This window comes from Hafnia sp., from assembly GCF_036648275.1.
In the GTDB taxonomy this organism is placed as follows: domain Bacteria; phylum Pseudomonadota; class Gammaproteobacteria; order Enterobacterales; family Enterobacteriaceae; genus Hafnia; species Hafnia alvei.
In genome coordinates this window covers 13689-36000 of record NZ_JAVXIQ010000003.1, presented here as the reverse complement: position 1 = coordinate 36000, position 22312 = coordinate 13689, and the positions used below count along the sequence as shown (strand labels likewise).

The window sequence follows — 22312 nt, the reverse complement described above, 5'->3', positions numbered from 1 at the left end:
CGGAGCGGCTCAATCATAGGAAACCTATAAAATTCTTATTGCCCATACGAAAACGATTGCTTTTTGTCGGCAGAGGAATAGAATGCGGCGGATTTTTTGGCCTGAAAACAGCGAAAGGAGGAATGTCGTGTCGCAAGATAACAACTATAGTCAGGGGCCTGTACCGCAGTCGGCGCGGAAAGGGGTATTAGCATTGACGTTCGTCATGCTGGGATTAACCTTCTTTTCCGCCAGTATGTGGACCGGAGGCGCTCTCGGAACCGGTCTTAGTTATCATGATTTCTTCCTCGCAGTACTCCTCGGTAATCTTCTCCTCGGTATTTATACTTCTATTCTCGGTTACATCGGCGCTAAAACGGGCCTCACCACACATCTTCTTGCGCGATTCTCTTTTGGTGTTAAAGGTTCTTGGCTGCCATCACTGCTGCTGGGCGGAACGCAGGTAGGGTGGTTTGGCGTCGGCGTGGCGATGTTTGCCATTCCAGTAGGAAAAGCCACCGGGCTGGATATTAATTGGTTGATCGCAATCTCTGGATTGCTGATGACGGTGACGGTGTTCTTTGGCATTTCAGCGTTGACGGTGCTTTCGGTGATTGCGGTTCCTGCTATTGCTTGCTTAGGAGGCTACTCAGTCTGGCTCGCGGTGCATGGCATGGGCGGATTAGACGCGCTGAAATCTGTGGTTCCGGCTGAGCCTTTAGATTTTAACGTGGCTTTGGCGCTGGTGGTGGGCTCTTTTGTCAGCGCGGGAACGCTAACCGCCGACTTTGTGCGCTTCGGGCGTAATGCCAAAATGGCGGTGCTGGTTTCGATGGTGGCGTTTTTCCTCGGCAACTCTTTGATGTTTATTTTCGGTGCGGCCGGTGCGGCGGCATTGGGCATGGCGGATATCTCTGATGTCATGATTGCTCAAGGTCTGTTGCTGCCCGCCATTGTGGTGCTAGGGCTGAATATCTGGACCACCAATGACAATGCGCTTTACGCCTCGGGATTGGGTTTTGCCAACATTACTGGTATGTCGAGTAAAACGCTGTCGATCATTAACGGCATCATCGGCACTATTTGCGCGCTTTGGCTGTATAACAATTTTGTTGGCTGGCTGACGTTTTTGTCTGCGGCTATCCCTCCGGTGGGCGGCGTTATCATCGCTGACTACCTGATGAACCGTCGCCGCTATGAGCACTTTGCTACCGCGCGTATGATGAACGTAAACTGGGTCGCTATTCTGGCCGTCGCGCTGGGGATTGCCGCTGGCCATTGGCTGCCGGGTGTGGTTCCGGTGAATGCGGTGCTGGGCGGGGCGTTGAGCTATCTAGTGCTTAATCCAATTCTAAATCGTAAAACTGCAATGACAGCAGGATCAACAATAACAAATGCGGAGGCAAACGGTGCCGAATAACACATTACAGGCGGTGATTAACGCTCGCTTAGCGGGGAAGGAAGGGCTCTGGCAGATCCATCTTCAAGACGGCAAAATAACCTCAATTGAAGCGCAATCTGGCGTGATGCCTGCTTCAACGAAATGTTTGGACGCTGAACAGGGCTTAGTGTTACCGCCTTTTGTTGAGCCACATATTCATCTGGACACCACCCAAACGGCGGGGCAGCCAAGCTGGAATCAGTCTGGAACCCTGTTTGAAGGTATTGAGCGCTGGGCCGAGCGCAAAGCGTTATTGACCCATGAAGATGTGAAACAGCGCGCATGGCAAACCCTGAAATGGCAAATCGCCAACGGTATTCAGCATGTGCGTACTCACGTGGATGTTTCTGATGCCACGCTAACGGCGCTAAAAGCGATGTTAGAAGTGAAGCAGGAAGTGGCTCCGTGGGTTGATCTGCAAATCGTTGCTTTCCCACAGGAAGGAATTATGTCGTATCCCAACGGTGAAGCGCTGTTGGAAGAGGCGATGCGTTTGGGCGCAGACGTGGTTGGCGCTATCCCACACTTTGAATTTACCCGCGAATACGGCGTGGAGTCTTTGCATAAGACGTTTGCGTTGGCGCAAAAATATGGCCGTCTGATCGACGTTCACTGCGATGAGATTGATGACGAACAATCGCGCTTTGTTGAAACGGTTGCCGCGTTGGCACATCGAGAAGGCATGGGCGCACGCGTAACCGCGAGCCATACAACGGCGATGCACTCCTATAATGGCGCCTACACTTCGCGTTTATTCCGCTTGCTGATGATGTCTGGGATTAACTTTGTGGCGAACCCACTGGTTAATATCCATCTGCAAGGGCGCTTCGATACCTATCCAAAGCGCCGTGGTATTACCCGCGTGAAAGAGATGCTGGAATCTGGCATTAACGTTTGCTTCGGTCATGATGACGTGTTTGACCCATGGTATCCGCTGGGTACGGCAAATATGCTGCAGGTATTGCATATGGGGCTGCATGTCTGCCAACTGATGGGCTATGGTCAAATTGACGATGGTGTGAATTTGATTACCCACCACAGTGCGAAAACGTTGAATCTAACGGATTATGGTATTGCAGCGGGGAACAGTGCGAATCTGATCGTATTACCGGCAGACAGTGGTTTTGATGCAGTGCGCCGTCAGGTTCCTGTTCGTTATTCCGTTCGTCACGGCGCAGTGATTGCCTGCACTCAGCCAGCGAAAACCACGCTGCATTTAGGGCAGCCTGAAACCGTCGACTTTAAACGTTAATCGCGTTATTGCGGCAATAAAAAACCGGCCCTGTTATAGGCCGGTTTTTTTTATCAGGAAGAACCCGAATTATTTAGTGCTGTGGCCGTGCAGGCGGTGACGCGTCACGAAGCCCAACAGTAAACACATCACGAAGACCACAAGGTACAAGCCATTGGCTGTTGCCAGCGCTGCGTGAGCACCGCTTTTCGCCACGATAGGGCCAGTCACAATGAAGGTCAACATGGTACCGATGGTGCCGCAGGTCAGAATGAAATTCACCAGTTTTGGTGAAGACACTTTGGTTTGCAGCGAGCCTAGCGTAATCAGCGTGGTGTAAATTGCGCTGCTGACAAAGCCCAGACCCAGAATGTACAGGCTCAGCATGCCAACCTGCTCGGTGGTGACGAACAGGTACATCATCACGGTAGAGAGCGCAGCCAGAACGGTCACGATGCGTTGCAGGTCGAAGAAGCGCAGAATGAAGCTGAAGATCCACATCCCAACCATATAAGCAGTCCAGAAGTTACTGACTAATGCGCCAGCTTCTTCGATGCTCATGTTGAAATGTTTGCTGGCGTATTCTGGAACCCACTGGATAAAGCCCAACTGGCCGAGGATGTAGCACAGTGCGGCAATCGACAGGAAGAGAACGCCGATACCCCATTTCTCTTTTACCACAGGCTCGCTCTGATCGTCTTTTTTCTGACCCAAAATAGGGAAGTCAGACATTAGCGTCAGGACGAAAATGGCCAGATACAGCACACCGATGCAGGCGTAAACCCAGTACCACGTAACATGATTCGCCAGCAGCGTAGCGGCAACGATGGGGAACACCATCCCTGCCATACTGAAGAAGGAGTCGGTGAACAGCAGGCGTGAACCGCGCTGGCGACCTTCATAGATATGGGTGATGAGGAAGGTACCGATAGACATGGTAATCCCGCTCACCACGCCCAGTACAAACATGCACAGAGAGAACATCACCAGACTGTGGCCGACCATCAGGCCTGCAACGGCTAAGATCATCAGCACGAAGCCGAATATCAGCTGGCGTTTAAGAGGGATAATTTCCATTAACCATGCGTTAAGGAAAATTGAGACCAAAATACCGGCATTAAGAAACGTAAAAGTGTTACTCATGCTGGAAATCGGCAGATTAAAGTATTCTGCGATATTGCCCATCACCATCCCGGTGACGATCACCAATGCACCGGTAAGCGCATAGGAGAAGAAACTGATCCATGTTAGGCGAATGCGGTTGCTGTTGGTCATAGCAAGGCCCGTGTCAGTAGTATTGAGAAATAGGAAAGTATTTACGAAGGATCAAACTAAGAATAATCGATCCCACAAGGCGGCGAATCCTAGCATAGTTGTAGGCGATTTTTGTGATATATGTCGATTTTTTGCTGTAACGATATGAATGAGTTTCTTACAAAAGCGATCTGAGTAGAAATTATTGAACTCAGATCGTCACAAATTACCTTTTGGCGGCAATGACCGAACCACGATCGATGATGGTCGGCATAAAAACTTCCGGTATGCATTCGGGATCGATAAGGCGCTCGGTGGCATGGCGAGCCATATCGGTGATAGGGAAATGAATACTGGTTAATGCAGGACGCACAAAGGCCGCCCGTTCGCCGCTGTCATAGCAAATCAGTGAGATATCGTTTGGGATCGTTAAGCGATGCTCGGTGATCGCCAGCAGTGCGCCAATCGCCATCTCTTCATTGCAGCAATAGATCGCGGTCGGTCGTCGGCTTTGCAAAAGTTTGTCCGCCATCTGATAACCGCTTTGCATATCATAATCACCTTCTAAACAGGCCACGGGCAGCAGCCCGGCGGCGTTCATCGTATCGAGAAAACCTTGGCGGCGTAGCTGGCTGGAATGACGAGAGGAAGGGCCGCTGATACAGGCAATTTTTGTATGGCCTAAATCAATCAGCTGTTTGGTGGCCATTTGGCTGGCGCGGTGATGATCGAAGGCGACGCAGCGATCTTCAAGGCCCGGCACCAAACGATCCAAAATCATAAAGGCTTTGCCTTCTTGCGCTAGCGTACAGAGTTGCTCATCGCTCAGCGCTCTCACGTGCAGGATCAGCCCATCACAGCGTAGGTTGTATAAACGCTGAATGGCCTGCCATTCATTGTCAGCGCTATTTTTTCCCTGAGTCACTAGAAGCTGTTTACGGCGGCTTTCGGCTTCACTTTGCACGTTATCCATTAGCGCGCCAAAAAAACCACCGCGGTAAGAGGTTGTGACTAAGCCGATCGTTTGGCTTTGGTTAGACGCCAGTGCCCGTGCGGCTGGGTGTGGGCTATAACCTAACTCGGTGATGGCGGCTTCAACCATGAGACGCGTTTTTTCTTTGACGTTGCTATCGCCATTCACCACGCGTGAAACGGTGGCGCGAGATACGCCGGCAAATGCTGCAACGTCTTCAAGCGTCGTCATGGTCAAATTCCTTATGATGATTGAATCCAAGTTCCTTCTTGCGGCGAAGCAACGAAGGTATTGAGGTTAATTAAATTGTGGCAGATACGCTTTGTTTACGGCCAGTACTTCATCCAATAAAGGTGAAGCCAGTCCCGCATCGCCGATTAACGGGTTAGTGACTAGCGCTAGCAGCGCAGATTTTCTGTCACCGTGTACGGCGGCTTCGATCGTCAGACGCTCGAACGATTTTACCTGTTGCGTGAGGCCCACCATGGAAACGGGGAGTGAACCGAATGCGAGAGGGTGCGCGCCTTGGGCATCCACAATGCAGTCAGTTTCAATAACGGCATCAGCAGGCAGATCGTGAATAGCCCCACGGTTTGGCGTGTTGACCACTAAACGGGTGCCAAGATTATTGTGGATCGCACACATGAGCTCCAGCGCAACCTCTGAATAAAATGAGCCACCGCGGAAACTTAACTGTTCTGGTTTGTGGTCTAAATTCGGGTCGGCATACAGCGCAAAGAGCGCTTTCTCGACTTCCATCACTTGTTCAGCGCGGGTGCCTTCGGCGCTTGCCTCGGTGATTTCATCCTTCAACATCGTGCGGGTTCGATAGAAATAGCGGTGATAGGGGCAGGGTATGGCACCTAGCGCGCGCAGAAACTCCGGCGGCCACGGCTCTTCTTTGATGTTATTCATGGTGAGTGCTGCGCCGTCGCAGAGCATGTCGATCACCCGTTGCGTCTGGTCTTGCCCATCAGCGGTGACCTGATGCACCCAAACCATATGGTTGAGGCCAGCGAAACGTAGCTGGACGTCTCGATATGGTCGTTGCAGCATTTTGGCAATCATGTGGTGCATGGTGACGGGGACGTTGCACAGGCCAATGATTTTGGCCTTGGTATAGCGAGAAACCGCTTCGGTAACGATACCTGCTGGATTGGTGAAATTAATGATCCAGGCATCGGGTGCCAGCTGTTCAACTTTACGGGCGATGTTTAGCATCACGGGGATCGTGCGCAGCGCTTTGGCAAAACCGCCGACGCCGGTGGTTTCTTGCCCAATTAATCCAAACTTTAAGCCGAGGCGTTCATCCGCCGCACGCGCCGGTAACTGGCCTACGCGCAGCTGGGTTAATACAAAACTGGCTCCACGAATAGCATCGTCGGGGGTGAAATGAACGCTGACTTTCACCTGCTCAAAGCCATTGCGTGCCAGCATTCGGCGTGTGAGGTCGGCAATGATCTCAACCTTGTGGCGGCCTGCTTCAACGTCAACCAACGCCAGCTCAGACAGCGGAATTTGCTTAGCCCGCTGGATAATGCCTTCAACCAACTCCGGTGTATAACTACTGCCTCCGCCGATGATGGCAACTTTTATCGGGATCATGCGAGTGTCTCCGTTTTATCTGGCAATGAGGATTTCGATGATCATCAGGACAACACGAGGAGCAGCGAGATAAATAGCGTTGGGTTTATCACCCGCCTCATAAACCTGATAAATCAGATAGCGTATTTTGCGTTGATCATAAAATGAGAGCGCTCTCATTTGAGTTTAAGACTAGCAACTTCCATTAATCGGTTTGCGAGTCAGTTCGCAAAAATTCATTTTTGAATAATTAGGTAGAGGATGAAGTGTGATCTTGATTGCAAAATTAGGTGTTTTTCGTCGCTAAGAGGCGGCATTTTTTCAGACTTATCCCATCGTTAAGTAAATGTGAGTAAATGTGAGTAAATGGGTAGCTAATAGGCTAGCGCCTAATTAGAATCGATAAGTTAATTTGTTGTTCACCTGCTTTGAAAAAGCCCGCTGAGAAAGGATGTGTCATGTTCAAGAGAGTATTCGTCACCCTAACCGCGCTATTTTCGCTGACGGTATTGGCTCCGGCCGCATTGGCTGCCAACAGCCATGTTTTACTGTCGACGACCGCTGGTAATATTGAAATTGAGTTGGATAGTCAAAAAGCGCCGGTGTCGGTGAAGAACTTCCTCGACTACGTGAACAGCGGGTATTACAACAACACGATTTTTCATCGTGTGATCCCAGGTTTTATGGTGCAGGGCGGTGGGTTTACTGCCGACATGCAGCAGAAAACCACGAATGCACCAATCAAAAATGAAGCGGATAACGGTTTGCGTAACCTGCGCGGCACCATCGCTATGGCGCGTACCGCTGAAAAAGACAGTGCAACCAGCCAGTTCTTCATTAACGTTGCCGACAATGCTTTCTTAGATCACGGCCAGCGTGATTTTGGCTATGCGGTATTTGGTAAAGTGACGAAGGGGATGGATATTGTCGACAAAATTGCTCAGGTGCGTACTGAGAACGTCGGTCCATACCAGAATGTCCCTTCTAAGCCGATCGTGATTACCTCGGCAAAAGTACTGCCATAATCTCTGATATTCGGTTTGATGTTATGAGCTGAGATTCCCGCCGCTGTTGGCGGGAATTTTGTTTCTAGCGCTGCAAAAAATTCTTCAATAGCTGGTGGCCCTGCTCGCTTAAAATACTTTCTGGATGAAACTGTACGCCCTCAACGTCTAGAGTGCGATGTCGCACGCCCATAATCTCGTCAGGTTCGCCGTTGCGTTCACTCCACGCGGTAATCTCTAGGCAATCGGGCAGCGTCTCTTTTTCCAGAATCAGTGAATGGTAGCGCGTTACCGTTAACGGGTTATTTAAACCATGGAATACGCCGCTGTTGGTATGGCGAATCGCGCTGGTTTTGCCATGCATGACCTGACGGGCGCGAACCACGTTGGCGCCGAAAACCTGCCCCAATGCCTGATGACCTAAGCACACGCCTAACAACGGTATTTTCCCCGCAAAGTGTGTGATGGCTGCTAAAGAAATTCCTGCATCGTTTGGCGTGCAAGGCCCAGGTGATATCACTAAATGTGAAGGCGCCAGCGCTTCAATTTGTTCAAGAGTGAGATCGTCGTTGCGGCGGACGATAACGTCGGCGTCGAGTTCACAAAAGTATTGGTAGAGGTTGTAGGTAAAGGAGTCGTAGTTATCGATCAACAACAGCATCAGAGGTTCGCTTTGTTCGGAAATGACATCAGATGCCCCGATGATAAATCATGCGGGGCATAAGTAAGAGCATAAGAAAGCAGGGGGTTATTTACGCCCGCCCATAATCGAGCCTAAAACGCCGCGCAAAATTTGGCGGCCGAGCGAGCTTCCTACCTGACGCGCCATGCTTTTTGCGGCGGTTTGTACCACGCCATCTTTCTTACCGCCGCGAGGGCCGGTGGTGCCGAACAGAATTTCATTTAAGCTGCCCATCAATCCGCCGCCTTCTTGCGCGTTGGCCTCTGGTTTTTTCACGTCGTCAGCGCTGGCCTTCTCATCCCCGCTTTCAACCGTACTGAAGCCCTGCTGGGTGATTTTTTCATAGGCAGATTCACGATCGACGGCTTCGTCATAGCGGCCATATAACGGTGAATGATTTAGGGCGTGATTCAATTCATCGGCGGTTAACGGCCCCATACGGGATTCGGGTGCGATAACCATCGCGCGCTCAACGATGGTTGGACGGCCGCTTTCATCCAGGAATGAAACCAACGCTTCGCCTACGCCCAGCTCGGTAATGGCCTGCTCGGTGCTGAATTCGGGATTTGCGCGCAGGGTTTGCGCTGCGGCTTTCACGGCTTTTTGATCGCGTGGGGTAAACGCGCGTAGCGCATGTTGAACGCGATTGCCCAGTTGGCCGAGAACATTGTCAGGAATATCCAGTGGGTTCTGGGTGACGAAATAGATCCCGACGCCTTTAGAACGGATCAGGCGTACTACCTGCTCTATTTTATCCAGCAGGGCGCTAGGCGCGTCGTTAAACAGCAAATGGGCCTCATCGAAGAAGAACACCAGCTTTGGTTGCTCAACGTCACCGACCTCAGGCAGCTGTTCAAACAGCTCGGCCAGCAGCCACAGGAGAAATACCGAGTAGAGTTTCGGCTGATTGATCAGTTTGTCGGCGGCCAGCAGATTAATAATGCCTTGCCCGTTGGCGTCGCAGCGCATCAGATCTTTGATATCTAACATGGGCTCACCAAAGAAATGATCGCCACCTTGCTGATCCAGCGTTAGTAATCCGCGCTGAATAGCGCCGATAGACGCGGTAGAAATATTGCCATACTGGGTGGTGAACTGTTTGGCATTATCCCCAACGAACTGCACCACGGCGCGAAGGTCTTTCATATCGAGCAGAAGCAGGTTGCTGTCATCGGCAATTTTAAACACCAGCTGTAACACGCCGGATTGCACGTCGTTTAAGTCCAGCAGGCGAGATAGCAACAGCGGGCCTAAATCTGACACCGTGGCACGAATAGGATGACCTTTTTTGGCAAAAATATCCCACGGAATGATCGGACACGCCTGCGGCGACCAGTCGGTCACCTGCAAAGCATCTAATCTTTTTTGTAATTTATCGGAAGGCGTGCCGGCAGCGGCGATGCCGGATAAGTCGCCTTTTACGTCGGCCAAAAATACGGGAACACCAATACGAGAGAACTGCTCTGCCATTTTTTGTAGGGTCACGGTTTTCCCCGTACCCGTTGCGCCGGTAATCAATCCGTGGCGGTTGGCCAGCGCCGGAAGAAGTTGCAGCGTGACTTTTTGATTCTTAGCAATGGTAAGCGGAGCGCTCATGGTCAGTCCTTAAGTGAAGAGGCGGAACGTAACTTCCAAGTTCAAAGTATAAGCACGCTGAACCTTAGTCTCAACTTTAACCGCTGTTATTGAACGGGGAGATTTTGGCAAAACAAACGCAAATTACGGTTGCCATAAAATGATTTATTATGCATATTTTATGATTATATTTTCATTTGGTAGCCAGCAGGTCGTTGTTGGCGATGCGAATAAGGTGGAAAAGTAATGGCGAAGCAGCAGGCAGTTGCAAGAGACACATTTGAAAAGGTGATGTTGCCTATCTATGCACCGGCAGATTTCGTTCCTGTGCGCGGTAAAGGAAGCCGAGTGTGGGATCAGCAAGGGCGAGAGTATGTGGATTTTGCGGGGGGGATTGCCGTGACTGCATTAGGGCATTGCCATCCTGCGCTGGTTGCTGCGCTGCATGAGCAAGGCGAAAAGCTGTGGCATGTAAGTAATGTTTTCACCAATGAGCCTGCGCTACGTCTGGCACAAAAGCTGATTGATGCCACCTTTGCCGAGCGTGTCTTCTTTGCAAACTCCGGCGCGGAGGCAAACGAAGCGGCGTTCAAACTGGCTCGCTACTATGCCTCTAGCAAAATTAGCCCTTTTAAATCCAAAATTATTGCCTTCCACCACGCCTTTCATGGCCGCACGTTATTTACGGTTTCCGTAGGTGGTCAGCCAAAATATTCAGACGGCTTTGGTCCGAAACCTGCCGACATTGTACATGTGCCATTTAATGATTTAGACGCCGTTCGCGCCGTTATCGACGATCATACCTGTGCGGTGGTGCTTGAGCCCGTTCAGGGTGAGGGCGGCGTGATGCCTGCGACGCAAAGCTTCTTGCAAGGCGTGCGTGAACTCTGCGATCGGCATCAGGCGCTGTTGGTTTTTGATGAAGTACAAAGCGGCATGGGCCGAACCGGTAAACTATTTACTTACATGCACTACGGCGTGACGCCGGATATTCTCACCACCGCCAAAGCATTGGGCGGAGGGTTTCCTATTAGCGCCATGTTAACAACTCATGAAATTGCCAGTGCCATGCAGGTGGGCACCCACGGTACTACCTATGGCGGTAATCCACTGGCCTGTGCGGTTGCTGAGGCGGCTTTGGACGTGATTAATACATCTGAGGTGATGGCGGGAATTGAAGAGCGCCACGGCCTATTTGTGGAAGCGCTGGAGAAGATCAATGCCCAGTACAACATCTTCACTCAGGTGCGTGGCATGGGGTTGTTGCTGGGTGCTGAGCTGAGCCCTGCCTATCACGGTAAGGCGCGAGATATCTTGCATGCCGCCGCGAGTGAAGGACTTATGCTGCTGAACGCGGGGCCGGATATTTTGCGGTTTGCACCATCGTTGGTTATCGAGTTTGCCGATATCCATGAGGGCATGGCACGGCTGGAAAAAGCGATTGCCAAAGTCGTGGGTGGCAATTAATCCCTGAGTTTACGGCTCATCCAAATCCCGTGATGTGGCCGTTGCCGCCATGCTATCGACGAAATGGTATGCATGGCGCGTAAGTGCGCAATGATGCGTCGTAGATGCACTTCAATTTGCGTAACGGGCATACCGTTAGTTTCTTGATCGTCAGACTGAAATACGGCGGCGTTGTCATTGAGCGTTGGGCCATCGTGCTCTAAACGTTGCTGACAAAGCTGCAACGCAATTTCGCAACGCTGTAAATAATCCTGTGCCAGATTCTCGGTGAGCATGTAGTGATCGCGTGCGAGGATCGTCATGGCATTGAGATGCTCAACGATAAACTGACTGTGGGTGATCCACAGGCGCATATCCGTTAAATAACGTGAATCAAATCCCGGTTCCTGCATCGCCTGATTCAGCGAAGTAAAGACGGCATTGTGTGCCTGATTTACCTTCATACGTGCATAGGCTAGCGCGGACGTTTTAGGCTCAGGCGAGAGTAAAAGGCGCAGCTCGTCTTGGTAGGCTTCCAATGCCTGATGCGCATTTTTGCGTAGCAAGCCGCTTTGCCACTGTGGCCACAGCCAGATGGTGCTGGCAAACGCAAGAATACAGCCGAGAACCGTATCTATGAGGCGCGGAACCAAGAAATGAATCCCATTAAGCTGTAACAGCTGAAGCGTATACACCGCTGTGATGGTGAAACCGATCACGGCCAGCCCGTAATTTTTCCTGAGAACCAAATAAGCGGCGATGGTTATCACCAGCATGCAGCTTAGCGTGACGTTCAACGGCAGGTTGAGCTGCAGTAGCCCTGCGGCAACAATTAACCCAACAAAGGTGCCTAGCGCACGGTGCTGGATCCTAACGCGCGTCGCGTTATAGCCATTTTGGATCACCAGCATGATGGTCAGCAAAACCCAATAGGGCTTTGGCAGATGGAATAACATGCCGAGGCTACTGCCCGCCGCCAGCGTAATGCCTAATCGGGCGGCGTTGCGCAGTGCTACTGACTTCAACGAAAGATAGGCGCGCAGCGCAGGCCAGAAAGGAAGCCGTTGCTGAGTAGACATCAGATTGCGTTGATATAATGGGCGTTGGCGCTCTAGCAGACGAGCCACACGGCTAAAATGGTAATAACAGAATTTGCCAACGGGGTTGTCTGGGTGCTGATTAGACAGTTTTTCTAGCGCAGATAACTCATTATCCATCGAGAAATGTTGAGGATAACGGTGATACAAAATATCGTCGGCAACCGTTTTGAGTCGTTCTGTAATGACCTGAGCATTGCGGCGTAAAATCGCTTCGGCCTGACTTTTTTCGACCAGCTTTTGTACTTCATCCGGCTGAGACAGGCTAACGGTGATGTGTTCTTGCAAATCTAATGCGACCTGAAAATAGCGCAGCAGGCGTTTGTATTCAGGATTATGCACCAACGAAAGCATGTGCATTTGCTGATAGATCTGAGCAATAAGATCCATCACTTTTTGCTGGCGTTGCAGCAACGGGGGCAGCGCGGTTTCAGGATCGATATGCTGAGTTAGCAGGCTGTATTTGGCTTCCATGTAGTCGCCAAGCTGAACGTAGAGTTGGCTGAGGTTTTCGCGGATCGGTTGTCCTTTCCACAGCAGAAACCAAAACCATGTGAAAGCGCCATACCAAATAGTGCCGACAATATACAGCAGTGGCCCATGCCAGATCGGCACGCTTCCCGCCATACTCAGGGTAAAAATAGAGGCAACCAGCGCGGCAGGCATAAGCCGTGCGTGTAGTGGGCTAATTTCACCGTTAACGCCTAGCAACAGGGCTAAACCGAGCATGATCAGCGGTAGGGGAATTTGCCAGAGTAAGCATTGTTGTAGCAGAAAACTGCTGAAGGCAAATAGGCTGCCGCCAACGACTAATCGTTTAATAAAGCGTTTATGCGGAGTATCGAGCCCGGCGATATTGCAGCAGGCGGGAACTAAAGAGAACATCAGCCCAAGTTGTAGATTACCTATCAACAGGCCGAATAGCACAGGAAGACACAGCACCAGCGTTTGACGCAGTGCGTAGTTGACTTCCGGGTGGTAGATGAACCGCCGCCACATAGCTAAAGAAACCCGTGCAGCATGGCTACACGGGTGTCATCTATCAGCGAGTGCCGTAAACGACGATGGTTTTTCCGTGTGCGGAGATCAGATTTTGATCTTCCAGCATCTTCAGAATACGACCAACGGTTTCACGGGAGCAGCCAACGATCTGGCCAATTTCCTGACGAGTGATCTTGATCTGCATACCATCTGGATGAGTCATGGCATCTGGCTGTTTGGCCAGATTCAGCAGGGTCTGAGCGATACGACCGGTTACGTCCAAGAATGCAAGGTTGCCGACTTTTTCAGAGGTAACCTGTAAACGGCTAGCCATCTGAGCAGAAAGGCGCATCAGAATATCTGGATTGACCTGAATGAGCTGGCGGAATTTCTTGTAAGAAATTTCAGCCACTTCACAGGCGGTTTTTGCACGAACCCAGGCGCTACGTTCTTGCCCTTCCTCAAATAAGCCTAGTTCACCAATGAAATCGCCCTGATTCAGATAAGAAAGGATCATTTCTTTGCCTTCTTCATCTTTAATCAATACAGCAACGGAGCCCTTAACGATGTAGTACAGGGTTTCAGCCTTTTCACCTTGGTGGATCAGGGTACTTTTGGACGGATACTTGTGGATATGGCAATGAGACAAGAACCATTCAAGAGTCGGGTCTGTTTGCGGTTTGCCGAGAACCATTCGCTATTATCCTCTGTTGTTATCGCTGCCCTAATATCGGGATACTGATCCTGACAGTGTGCTTATCGTGGCACGGGGCTTTGCTTATTAACTTGTATAGCACTTCATAATCGAGATATAGAGTAATAGGCTAAGGTAATTATTTCCTAGAGTTATTGATCTATACCCGTTTCAATCCATAAAGATCCATTTCGGCATAGTTTGTAGCACAGCTTTGTGCAGGTGTCTTGTGTTGTCTCGCTTCAGCATCAAGAAGTGAGGCCTCGGATTGCCTGTTTTTTATAGAAAGCGTAGTCTGATGCCAAAATTTAACCAAAGGGGTGATAAACATGCAGGCACGAGTGAAATGGGTTGAAGGGATGACTTTTCTGGGTGAATCCGCTTCAGGACACCAGATTCTTATGGATGGAAACGCTGGCGATAAAGCACCAAGCCCAATGGAAATGGTGCTGATGTCTGCGGGTGGATGCAGTGCGATTGACGTGGTTTCTATTTTGCAGAAAGGGCGACTGGACGTGCGCGACTGTGAAGTGAAATTAACCTCTGAGCGCCGCGAAGAAGCCCCTCGCTTGTTTACTCATATCAATCTGCATTTCGTTGTTACTGGCAAAGGGCTGACCGATAAAGCCGTTGAACGCGCAGTCGCCTTATCGGCCGAGAAGTATTGCTCGGTAGCGTTGATGTTGGGTCAAGCGGTGAATATTACCCACAGCTTTGAAACTATCGTGGTTGAGTAACGTCTTTACTCCCAAACATAGTTCTGGCATTCCCAACGTAATAAATCCAAGAATCGCCGCGCCGTTAAGGTGAGCGGCGATTTTTGTGAATAAAACACGCAATACTGGGCGGTAGGTAAATCGTCGATAGGCAATGAACAAAGCGTATTACCTAATCCCAGCGGTGCCCGCATCGCCCGAGCCACGATGGTCAGATATTGTGCCTGTTGCACCAGGCTTAATCCGCACACCACGGAGTCCGTTCGGATGGGTGATTGGCTAAGCTGGTGGTAAAAATTCCCCATAGCTGATTCTAGCTGCTGGTAGTAACCCATATCGGTTTCAGGTATCAGCCATTTTGCGTGCTTCAGCTCTTCTAACGATTTCGCTTGAGCAAATGGGTTGTCGCGGTGAGCGATAATGCAAAAGGGCGATTCAAATAATGGCTCACGAACCAGATCTATTGGCGTAGTTTCGGCTGTTAGCGTGCCGATGGCAAAATCGAGCCTTCCTTCACGTAAGGCTGGTAGAAGCGTCGAGAGCTGAGCCTCTTTGGCATGTATATTGGCCTGCGGAAACTGAGACTTAAAGGTATCCGCAGCCTGAGGAAACACGGTTAAAGCAATCAGCGATGAAAAGCCAACAGACACCGAGCCTTGAGAATATTGGCTTATTTGTTCAATTTCATCTGCCGCACGCTGTAGTTCTTCCAAAATAAGCTGCGAGCGTGCCGCAAATGCGCTTCCTGTTTCAGTTAGCATCATTCCTTTGGCCCCGCGCACGATAAGCTGTGTATTCAGCGTATGTTCCAATTCTTTGATTGCTCTGCTTATTGCTGGCTGTGACAGGCTTAGCGCACGCGCGGCGGCGCGAATACTTCCACGGCGAATCACTTCCTGAAACGTTTTTAGCTGCTGAATTTTTGGCAGATATTTCACCGCGCTTCCCCTATCAATAAAAAGCATCACCCCAAAAAAAATGACATCTTACACGGTGTGGGTAAAGACGATATTTTCATCAATGCCATCTGGCGCGCAGTTAATAAAATGAAAACGATGCACATCACATAAGCACCCCTATGCGTTTGAGCCTCTGTCAGGGTTGACGCCGTTCAGCGAGGAGTTTGGCTATGCAATTTCAGCGCCGTTCATTGATGATTTTTTTACTGTTTATCGGTTACGCCATTGTTTATATCGACAAAACCGTGGTGGGGTTTGCTCTGCTGCCTATCGAACGTGAGTTTTCGCTCCAGCCTGAACAATTAGGCTATATCACCGGCGTTTTTTTCCTCGCCTATTCTATTTTTCAGATCCCCGCCGGTTGGCTTAACGATCGCTTTGGATTCAAAAAAGTCTTGTGTAGCTCACTGTTCCTGCTGGGCGGATTTGCTATGTGCTTTGGCTGGTTGGGGTTCACTTTTGGTTTATTGCTGACGTTTCGTTTTCTGGCGGGTATGGGACATGCGGGCTACCCGACCTCCTGTGCGAAAGCGGTGACGGCCAATTTCCCCGTTGAGCAGCGCACTTTTGCGCAGTCTATTCTGCTGTCCTCGGCGGGGTTGGCAATGACGTTAGGCCCGTTGGTGGCGGTATATTGCCTTGAACATATTGGCTGGCGCGGGTCTTTTGCGTCGTTGGGGATTTTGGCTTTTATCATCTCGGGCTGTATTTTGTGGCTGGTGCCAAATCCACAGCGGGCATTGCCAACATCTGCTATCCAGCAGAAAAGCGTGCCTTATCGCCAACTGCTGAAAAGCCCTATCGTTATTTTGCTGTTTATCGCCATTTTTTGTTTGAACATTCCTTCCTACGGGCTGATGGCATGGTTGCCTAAATTCTTGGTGCAAAATCGTGGGCTGCCGTTGGGCGTATCCAGCTTAGTGGCCGCGGCGGGCGGTCTGGGGATGTGGATTTCATCTTTGTGCACCGGTTATTTCGTTGGTAAATACATGCAGGGTAAAGAGCACAAAGTGGTTTGTTCGTGTTCATTGCTGAGCGCGGTGTGTATTGGGTTGGTTTACGCCACGTCTTCGGCTATTTCGGCCAGCCTGTTTTTATTCTTCGGCTATGTGTTCCTCATGGCGTCGTTTGTCACCGTTTTCACTTTACCGATGAAACGTTTGCCGGCTGACGTCATGGGCGCCGCGATGGGGATTATTAATACCGGCGGCACCTTGGGCGGTTTTGTTGCGCCGATTGCCATGGGGTATCTGGTGAAGATGAGCCAAGGCTATTTTTCTACTTTTGTTTTTCTGGTTGTGGTCATGATTGTCTCTGGGCTGGTGATCCTGCCCTTGGCAGGTAAAACTTATAGCCCGGTTCGTGAAGCTGCGTAACGGGGGAGATGTACGATGAAATTTGAACTTGATGCTATGTTGTTATCTGTTATGCCGGATGTTATTCGTTGGCGTCGGCACATTCATGCAAACCCTGAACTCTCCTTCCAAGAGCAGAAAACAGCCGACTATATTGCTGACGAGCTGTCTCATGTAGAGAACATTTCGATATCGCGCCCGACGAATAACAGCGTGGTGGTTGATTTAGTGGGGGCATTGAGCGGCCCTCGCTATGCGTTACGCGCTGATATTGATGCATTGCCAATTCAGGAAGAGAGCGAAGAGCCTTTTGCCTCAACGCATTCTGGTGTGATGCACGCATGCGGACATGATTCACATGCGGCCATGCTGATGGGGGCGGTCAGTGTTTTAGCACAATGTCACTGCCAATTACGTGGGCAGGTGCGCTTTATATTTCAGCACGCCGAGGAAGTTCCGCCCGGTGGCGCACAAGAGCTGATTAAGCTCGGTGTTTTAGACGGCGTGGACATGATTTTTGGTTTGCACGTCATGCCGAATTTCCCGACGGGCGTCGTGGGCTGGAAATCGGGGGTATTTTGCGCATCCAGCGACAACTTTGATATCACCATCAAAGGAAAAGGCGGTCACGGCTCCATGCCGCAGCTGTGTATCGATCCGGTGGTGATTGGTGCTGAGGTGGTCACAGCGATGCAAAATATCGTCGCGCGTAAAATCGATCCTTTGCAGACACCGGTATTAACCGTGGCGACGTTTAAATCAGAGGGCGGCTACAACGTGATCCCTCAAACGGCTTCTTTGGCTGGCACTTTGCGCACTCATGTGGCGGGCGTGCGGGAAAAGGTGCCGCAGCTTGTTGAGCAAACCGTCGCCGGAATTACGCAGGCGCACGGCGCGGATTATGATATTCGCTGGACGCAAGGCTATACCATCGGCAATAACGACGTTGAGGCGAGCCGGATTGCGCGTGAGGTTATTGAACGGCAACTCGGAAAAGAAACCGTGCTTGAAATGCCCGCGCCGATGTTTGGCGGCGAGGACTTCTCTTTTTATCTGGAGAAAGTACCGGGCTGTTTTCTGTTTATCGGCAGCGGGAATGAAAATTTGGGTGCGGTTTATGGCGTCCACAATCCAAAATTTAAATTGGATGAGGACGCTATGCGTATCGGCTTGAAGCTACATCTGGGTTTTATTCAGTATCTATTAATGGCTGAATAATCGGCGCGGTTATTCGATCTTTTTCCCTTCGATCAGGCGCTGCACCAGCGGCGTCATGATCAATTCCATCGCCAGCCCCATTTTTCCACCTGGAACCACCAACGTGTTGATGTGTGAAATAAATGACCCTTGCAACATCGCTAATAGGTAAGGGAAATCAATGTTGTCTAAGCCCTGAAAATGGATCACGACGAAACTTTCATCGGAGGAAGGGATCGCTTTGGCGGCAAAAGGGTTGGAAGTATCGACCGTAGGCACGCGCTGGAAGTTGATATGGGTGCGAGAGAACTGCGGCGTGATGTAAGTGATGTAATCTTCCATTGAACGCACCACCGAATCCATCACGGCTTCACGTGAATGGCCGCGCTCGCCGGTGTCTCGTACTAATTTTTGGATCCACTCCAGATTGACGATTGGCACCACGCCTACCAGTAAATCGACGTGCTGCGCCACGTTATGCTGCTGGGTGACAACGCCGCCGTGCAGCCCTTCGTAAAAGAGCACGTCAGTAGGTTCTGGCAGCGCTTCCCATGGGGTAAACGTACCCGGAACCTGATTGTAGGGAACGGCTTCATCGTAGGTATGCAGATATTTACGGGAACGCCCGCGACCGTGCTGGCCGTATTCAAGAAAGCTTTGTTCTAGAAAAGAGAAGTCATTGGCTTCGGGGCCGAAATAGCTGATGTGGCGGCCTTGTTCGCGAGCTTTACGAATTGCCGCGTCCATTTCTGGTCGCGTATAGCGGTGAAAACTGTCGCCTTCCAGTTCAGCAGCCTTGAGATGGAATTGCTGAAAAATTTTACGGAAGGCGACGCTGGTGGTGGTGGTACCGGCACCACTGGAGCCGGTTACTGCAATAATCGGGTGTTTGGCTGACATAGATAACACGGCTCCAGTGATTGGGGATTAACGGTTTATCTTACACCGTAATAATTCATCTCTATGGTTGTATCCTGAATCTGGATATCGCTCCACTCTTTTGGTTTTGTTTTTAATTGGCCATTCAAAATGAGACTTTTGAGCTTAGCGCTATCGTGCTTGTTTTGAGCTAAGTAGTCATCAAAGTCCATTTTGTTAATCACGGTCCATTTCCCCTCACGCTGGGCATAAACTTGACAGAATGGCGCTTGGGGATCGCTGAAACTGCATAGGATAGGTTCTTGTTTCCCATCCCCGTTCAGATCCAACGTTGTTAAAACGCAGCTATTGGCTAGCAGATAGCAATCATCCATGCGCTCTGCTCGATAGCTATTTTCTGATAGCGATGCCCACCAACTTGGGGCTGGCGGAGTGACTCCTGCGGCGAGCTGTATGTTTTTACGTGCGTTCTCCACCGTAAGTATCGCGGGTTTTTGTTGATTACCATCATTGTCATAACCCCCCCAGCGATTGGTTTGTATCAGTATTTTTTCCAGTTTTAATTTTCGACCGGGATCGCTGATAAATTTGGCATCGTGGCGTAGTGCTTGAAGGGCATCGTTGCCTCTACGGCCTGCGTCAAAACGTAGCATGCTGAGATCCAGCTTATCCGGTGATACCTTTCCTGTGGCATAACGCTGCATCTGGTTGTTTACGCTAATACGATACGGGTCGAGGATTGGCGAATTGCACAGAATGAGAATAACCCCGATCAGGCACATCATCTTTTTATTGATATTGCCCAGAGAGTGAAGCCAGATTGTGTTTTTGCGTACTACGGCGGTTGCGTATGCGATGCTCAGACAAAGCGATAAACCAACAACGACAGCAGCCCATAGCCGCTCGGGTGTCCAGCCGTATTGCACGATCCGTAGACCTAAATAATACGTGGACAATATCGCGTAGATGGGCAAAGCAAGCAGGGAGCCGTTGATGATATAGCGAATGGCTCTTGGATAGGGTTTCTGCTCAGCATTGTCGGCGCTGAGGTATACCGCATTAACCAACAGAGCCAATAGCAGAGACATGGTGGTAAGTAGCGTAGTGGCTGACGACCACTGCTTGGCTAAGGTGTTTATCCCTGTAAACGGTAAACTGAAGATAAAAATCAGCGCGAAAAACGACAGCAGCGGAAGCAAGCCTTTCACCACCAGAGAGAGTAGTTTGCGTACCGTGATGATTAACTTTTGGTTGGTCCGACAGATTAGAACGCCGATGGCGAGAACTAAGCTATTGGCAAAGTATGTGAATATTTGGTGCTTAAAGAAAAGATTGTAAAAGAAATCAATACCAATCAATTTGAAGAGGCCTGCGCCCAGCGACAAAATTCCCCACATCAAGCCCGCAATAAGCAGGGTTAATACAACGGTGATGGTATTTTTCCAAATAGAGTCGTGCAAATCAGCGTAGTTGGCTGGTGAGTTTGGGTTTTCTATTCGCACCTGCAGCCATGGCAGGGTGACAAAGATAATCGCGGCAAGAGAAAAATAAAATGTGGTCAGGATGTTGGTTCCATAATCCCTTATGCCGACGTCGTTCCAATTTACCCACGTAGTCATGGCGACAAAAACAACGGTATAGGCGAGCAGCGCTTTCCAGAGCGTTTTGTTGCGTAATGTATTAACCGACAAGACGAACAACAAAGGTAGAGATAGTGATAATACCTGCACATACAGCAGCGTGGTCTTATGGGCTAATCTCCACTCTTGAGTGCTGAAGTCGTTGCTTAGGTAGAGCAAAGCACCCTGCATGAGACACGCGATAATAATCAATATGCGAGTGTTGAACGGTAAATCCGAGGGCGATATTTTAGATTCGAAACTATGTTGGGTGACGTTTTGTGAACGTAGAGACATCCCTGCTTCTCCTGATTGTTTAAGCGCCGCTTTTTGACATCAAACCAGTCAAAATATTTGGATGCCTTTACTTAATATTGGTTTTATTAACCGGATGTTTAAAGGCTACTCATACTCTTCCGGTGCATCTCGGAACTGCCCTTTAGGCATGATATTGACCGTTTCGTGCAGCTCTGACCACACTAAAACGGCTTCACCATTTTTTAGCTGCCGACGCACGTCTTCAACCTTTTGCGTCAATGACTTTTCATGTATGCCATAGTCCGTGCCTTCGCGCAGAACAAAGGATTCGATCAAACTATCCAGCGTATCTGCGGCCAAGTTTTCCCAAGGGATAATCACTGCGTGTTCTCCAAAAATGGGGTTAACCAAGAGGGGATGCGTTGTTCTAACCACATCTGAGGTTTGTTAAAACTGCCACCGATGAAGCCAACGTGTCCACCAAATTCGGTGAGCTGATATTCAATATTAGGCGGTAAATCTTCTGGCCGTGGGATCACTTCCGGCGTCATAAACGGATCGTCTTTAGCGTGGATGATGAGCAGCGGCACGGTGATTTTTGGCAACAGCGGCAGGGCGCTACAGCGACGGTAGTAATCCGTGGCGTTATCAAATCCGTGGATACGCGAGGTAATCACATCATCAAAATCGCGAATGCGTTTTAAGCCTTTCAGCGTTTTTAAGTTCAACGGTAAGGTGTTTGGGTAGCGTTCGAGCTTACGCTGAGCGTTCTGCTTGAGCTGGCCTAAGAGATAACTTTGATAAACGCGCGAAAAGCCTTGTTCTAGCCGATATGAGCAGGGCTCCAACATCAGCGGGGCGGAAACAATAACGGCGGCATTGAGCGTGGCATTGGCGCCTTCTTGGCCTAAATAGTAAGCCAGCATATTGCCGCCGAGTGAAATACCCACGGCGGCAGTCGGCGCCTCACTGTAAGTTTCGCGTAGCCAGTTGAGGAAGAAGCGAGCATCTTCGGTTTCGCCTGAATGGTAGATGCGGTTCATTTTATTTGGCTCGCCGCTACAGCCGCGAAAATGCATGACCACGCCTAGCCATCCGGCTTCTTTCCATGCGTGCAGCAAACCATGTGCGTAGGGGCTGTAGAAACTCCCTTCCAAACCATGAAATAGCACCACTCGCGGCTTATGCTGCGCCTGTTCGGGCGGCTCGCTCCACGCTAGGTCAATAAAGTCACCGTCGGGTAAGGCTAAGCGCTGCCAGTGTGGCTGTAATAGCGGCTTGCGCCGGAATAACCTTGGCAAAATGGTTTGCAGGTGCGGATTACTTATTCCGCGCATAGGAGAGAATTGATTATTCATAAGGTGATTAATTTTCATGTCATCGTTCTT

At 50.1% G+C, this 22312-nt stretch carries 19 protein-coding genes; 7 read left to right on the top strand and 12 right to left on the bottom strand.

Features of this window, described 5'->3' with window-relative positions; genetic code table 11:
- The first annotated feature begins 127 nt into the window (after window positions 1-127).
- Both codB and codA read left to right on the top strand, forming a co-directional pair.
- A complete protein-coding gene (gene codB / locus RSC70_RS04325; RefSeq protein ID WP_130934883.1) occupies window positions 128-1399 on the top strand; it encodes a cytosine permease in 1272 nt (423 codons plus the stop codon).
- On the top strand, window positions 1389-2672 hold the full coding sequence (gene codA, locus RSC70_RS04320; protein ID WP_332541807.1) for a cytosine/isoguanine deaminase: 1284 nt from the start codon (window positions 1389-1391) through the stop codon (window positions 2670-2672). Before codB ends, codA begins: the two co-directional genes overlap by 11 nt.
- Window positions 2673-2741: 69 nt before the next feature.
- On the opposite strand, the gene tsgA is transcribed toward codA, so the two are convergent.
- From tsgA to RSC70_RS04305, 3 genes are all read right to left on the bottom strand, one after another.
- Window positions 2742-3926 (bottom strand): MFS transporter TsgA, encoded by a 1185-nt coding sequence (gene tsgA / locus RSC70_RS04315; protein WP_025799261.1) that lies wholly within the window; start codon window positions 3924-3926, stop codon window positions 2742-2744.
- Between the two features lie 205 nt (window positions 3927-4131).
- Window positions 4132-5109, bottom strand: coding sequence for a LacI family DNA-binding transcriptional regulator (locus RSC70_RS04310; RefSeq protein WP_234618668.1), 978 nt, complete (start codon window positions 5107-5109; stop codon window positions 4132-4134).
- 66 nt (window positions 5110-5175) lie between these two features.
- Window positions 5176-6483: a 6-phospho-beta-glucosidase gene (locus RSC70_RS04305; RefSeq protein ID WP_332541806.1), complete on the bottom strand. Its 1308-nt coding sequence runs from the start codon at window positions 6481-6483 to the stop codon at window positions 5176-5178.
- Between the two features lie 437 nt (window positions 6484-6920).
- On the opposite strand from RSC70_RS04305, the gene ppiA reads away from it, so the two are divergent.
- The gene (gene ppiA, locus RSC70_RS04300; RefSeq protein ID WP_040046992.1) at window positions 6921-7487 is read left to right on the top strand and encodes a peptidylprolyl isomerase A; all 567 of its coding nucleotides are present in this window, start codon (window positions 6921-6923) and stop codon (window positions 7485-7487) included.
- A 64-nt stretch (window positions 7488-7551) separates the two neighbouring features.
- Here the strand turns inward: ppiA and RSC70_RS04295 are convergent, their stop codons facing one another.
- Together RSC70_RS04295 and RSC70_RS04290 are read right to left on the bottom strand one after the other, a co-directional pair.
- On the bottom strand, window positions 7552-8127 hold the full coding sequence (locus RSC70_RS04295; protein ID WP_063586266.1) for an aminodeoxychorismate synthase component II: 576 nt from the start codon (window positions 8125-8127) through the stop codon (window positions 7552-7554).
- An 87-nt stretch (window positions 8128-8214) separates the two neighbouring features.
- Complete coding sequence (locus RSC70_RS04290) at window positions 8215-9744, bottom strand: helicase HerA-like C-terminal domain-containing protein (RefSeq protein WP_332541805.1); 1530 nt, start codon at window positions 9742-9744, stop codon at window positions 8215-8217.
- A 225-nt stretch (window positions 9745-9969) separates the two neighbouring features.
- Between RSC70_RS04290 and argD the strand changes: the two genes are divergently transcribed.
- Window positions 9970-11190 (top strand): bifunctional acetylornithine/succinyldiaminopimelate transaminase, encoded by a 1221-nt coding sequence (gene argD, locus RSC70_RS04285; protein ID WP_149228449.1) that lies wholly within the window; start codon window positions 9970-9972, stop codon window positions 11188-11190.
- On the opposite strand, the gene RSC70_RS04280 is transcribed toward argD, so the two are convergent.
- Window positions 11187-13265, bottom strand: coding sequence for a YccS/YhfK family putative transporter (locus tag RSC70_RS04280; protein WP_040046988.1), 2079 nt, complete (start codon window positions 13263-13265; stop codon window positions 11187-11189). The two genes, argD and RSC70_RS04280, sit on opposite strands and share 4 nt — an antisense overlap.
- A gap of 43 nt (window positions 13266-13308) precedes the next feature.
- A complete protein-coding gene (crp, locus tag RSC70_RS04275; RefSeq protein WP_004090925.1) occupies window positions 13309-13941 on the bottom strand; it encodes a cAMP-activated global transcriptional regulator CRP in 633 nt (210 codons plus the stop codon).
- Window positions 13942-14270: 329 nt separating this feature from the next.
- Between crp and RSC70_RS04270 the strand changes: the two genes are divergently transcribed.
- Window positions 14271-14678, top strand: coding sequence for an OsmC family protein (locus RSC70_RS04270; RefSeq protein WP_025799244.1), 408 nt, complete (start codon window positions 14271-14273; stop codon window positions 14676-14678).
- Between the two features lie 5 nt (window positions 14679-14683).
- Here the strand turns inward: RSC70_RS04270 and RSC70_RS04265 are convergent, their stop codons facing one another.
- The gene (locus tag RSC70_RS04265) at window positions 14684-15595 is read right to left on the bottom strand and encodes a LysR substrate-binding domain-containing protein (protein WP_332541804.1); all 912 of its coding nucleotides are present in this window, start codon (window positions 15593-15595) and stop codon (window positions 14684-14686) included.
- 191 nt (window positions 15596-15786) lie between these two features.
- On the opposite strand from RSC70_RS04265, the gene RSC70_RS04260 reads away from it, so the two are divergent.
- Both RSC70_RS04260 and RSC70_RS04255 read left to right on the top strand, forming a co-directional pair.
- Window positions 15787-16992, top strand: coding sequence for an MFS transporter (locus RSC70_RS04260; RefSeq protein ID WP_332541803.1), 1206 nt, complete (start codon window positions 15787-15789; stop codon window positions 16990-16992).
- Window positions 16993-17007: 15 nt separating this feature from the next.
- Window positions 17008-18189 (top strand): amidohydrolase, encoded by a 1182-nt coding sequence (locus RSC70_RS04255; RefSeq protein WP_332541802.1) that lies wholly within the window; start codon window positions 17008-17010, stop codon window positions 18187-18189.
- A 9-nt stretch (window positions 18190-18198) separates the two neighbouring features.
- Here RSC70_RS04255 and RSC70_RS04250 read toward each other — a convergent pair whose 3' ends face one another.
- From RSC70_RS04250 to RSC70_RS04235, 4 genes are all read right to left on the bottom strand, one after another.
- Window positions 18199-19068 carry a phosphoribulokinase gene (locus RSC70_RS04250; RefSeq protein WP_025799235.1) on the bottom strand — a complete coding sequence of 290 codons (870 nt, stop codon included), beginning with the start codon at window positions 19066-19068 and terminating at the stop codon, window positions 18199-18201.
- A gap of 35 nt (window positions 19069-19103) precedes the next feature.
- On the bottom strand, window positions 19104-20963 hold the full coding sequence (locus RSC70_RS04245) for a DUF4153 domain-containing protein (RefSeq protein ID WP_332541800.1): 1860 nt from the start codon (window positions 20961-20963) through the stop codon (window positions 19104-19106).
- Window positions 20964-21068: 105 nt separating this feature from the next.
- A complete protein-coding gene (locus tag RSC70_RS04240) occupies window positions 21069-21305 on the bottom strand; it encodes a YheU family protein (protein ID WP_234618660.1) in 237 nt (78 codons plus the stop codon).
- Window positions 21302-22282 (bottom strand): hydrolase, encoded by a 981-nt coding sequence (locus RSC70_RS04235; RefSeq protein ID WP_332541907.1) that lies wholly within the window; start codon window positions 22280-22282, stop codon window positions 21302-21304. Before RSC70_RS04235 ends, RSC70_RS04240 begins: the two co-directional genes overlap by 4 nt.
- Window positions 22283-22312: the final 30 nt, after the last annotated feature.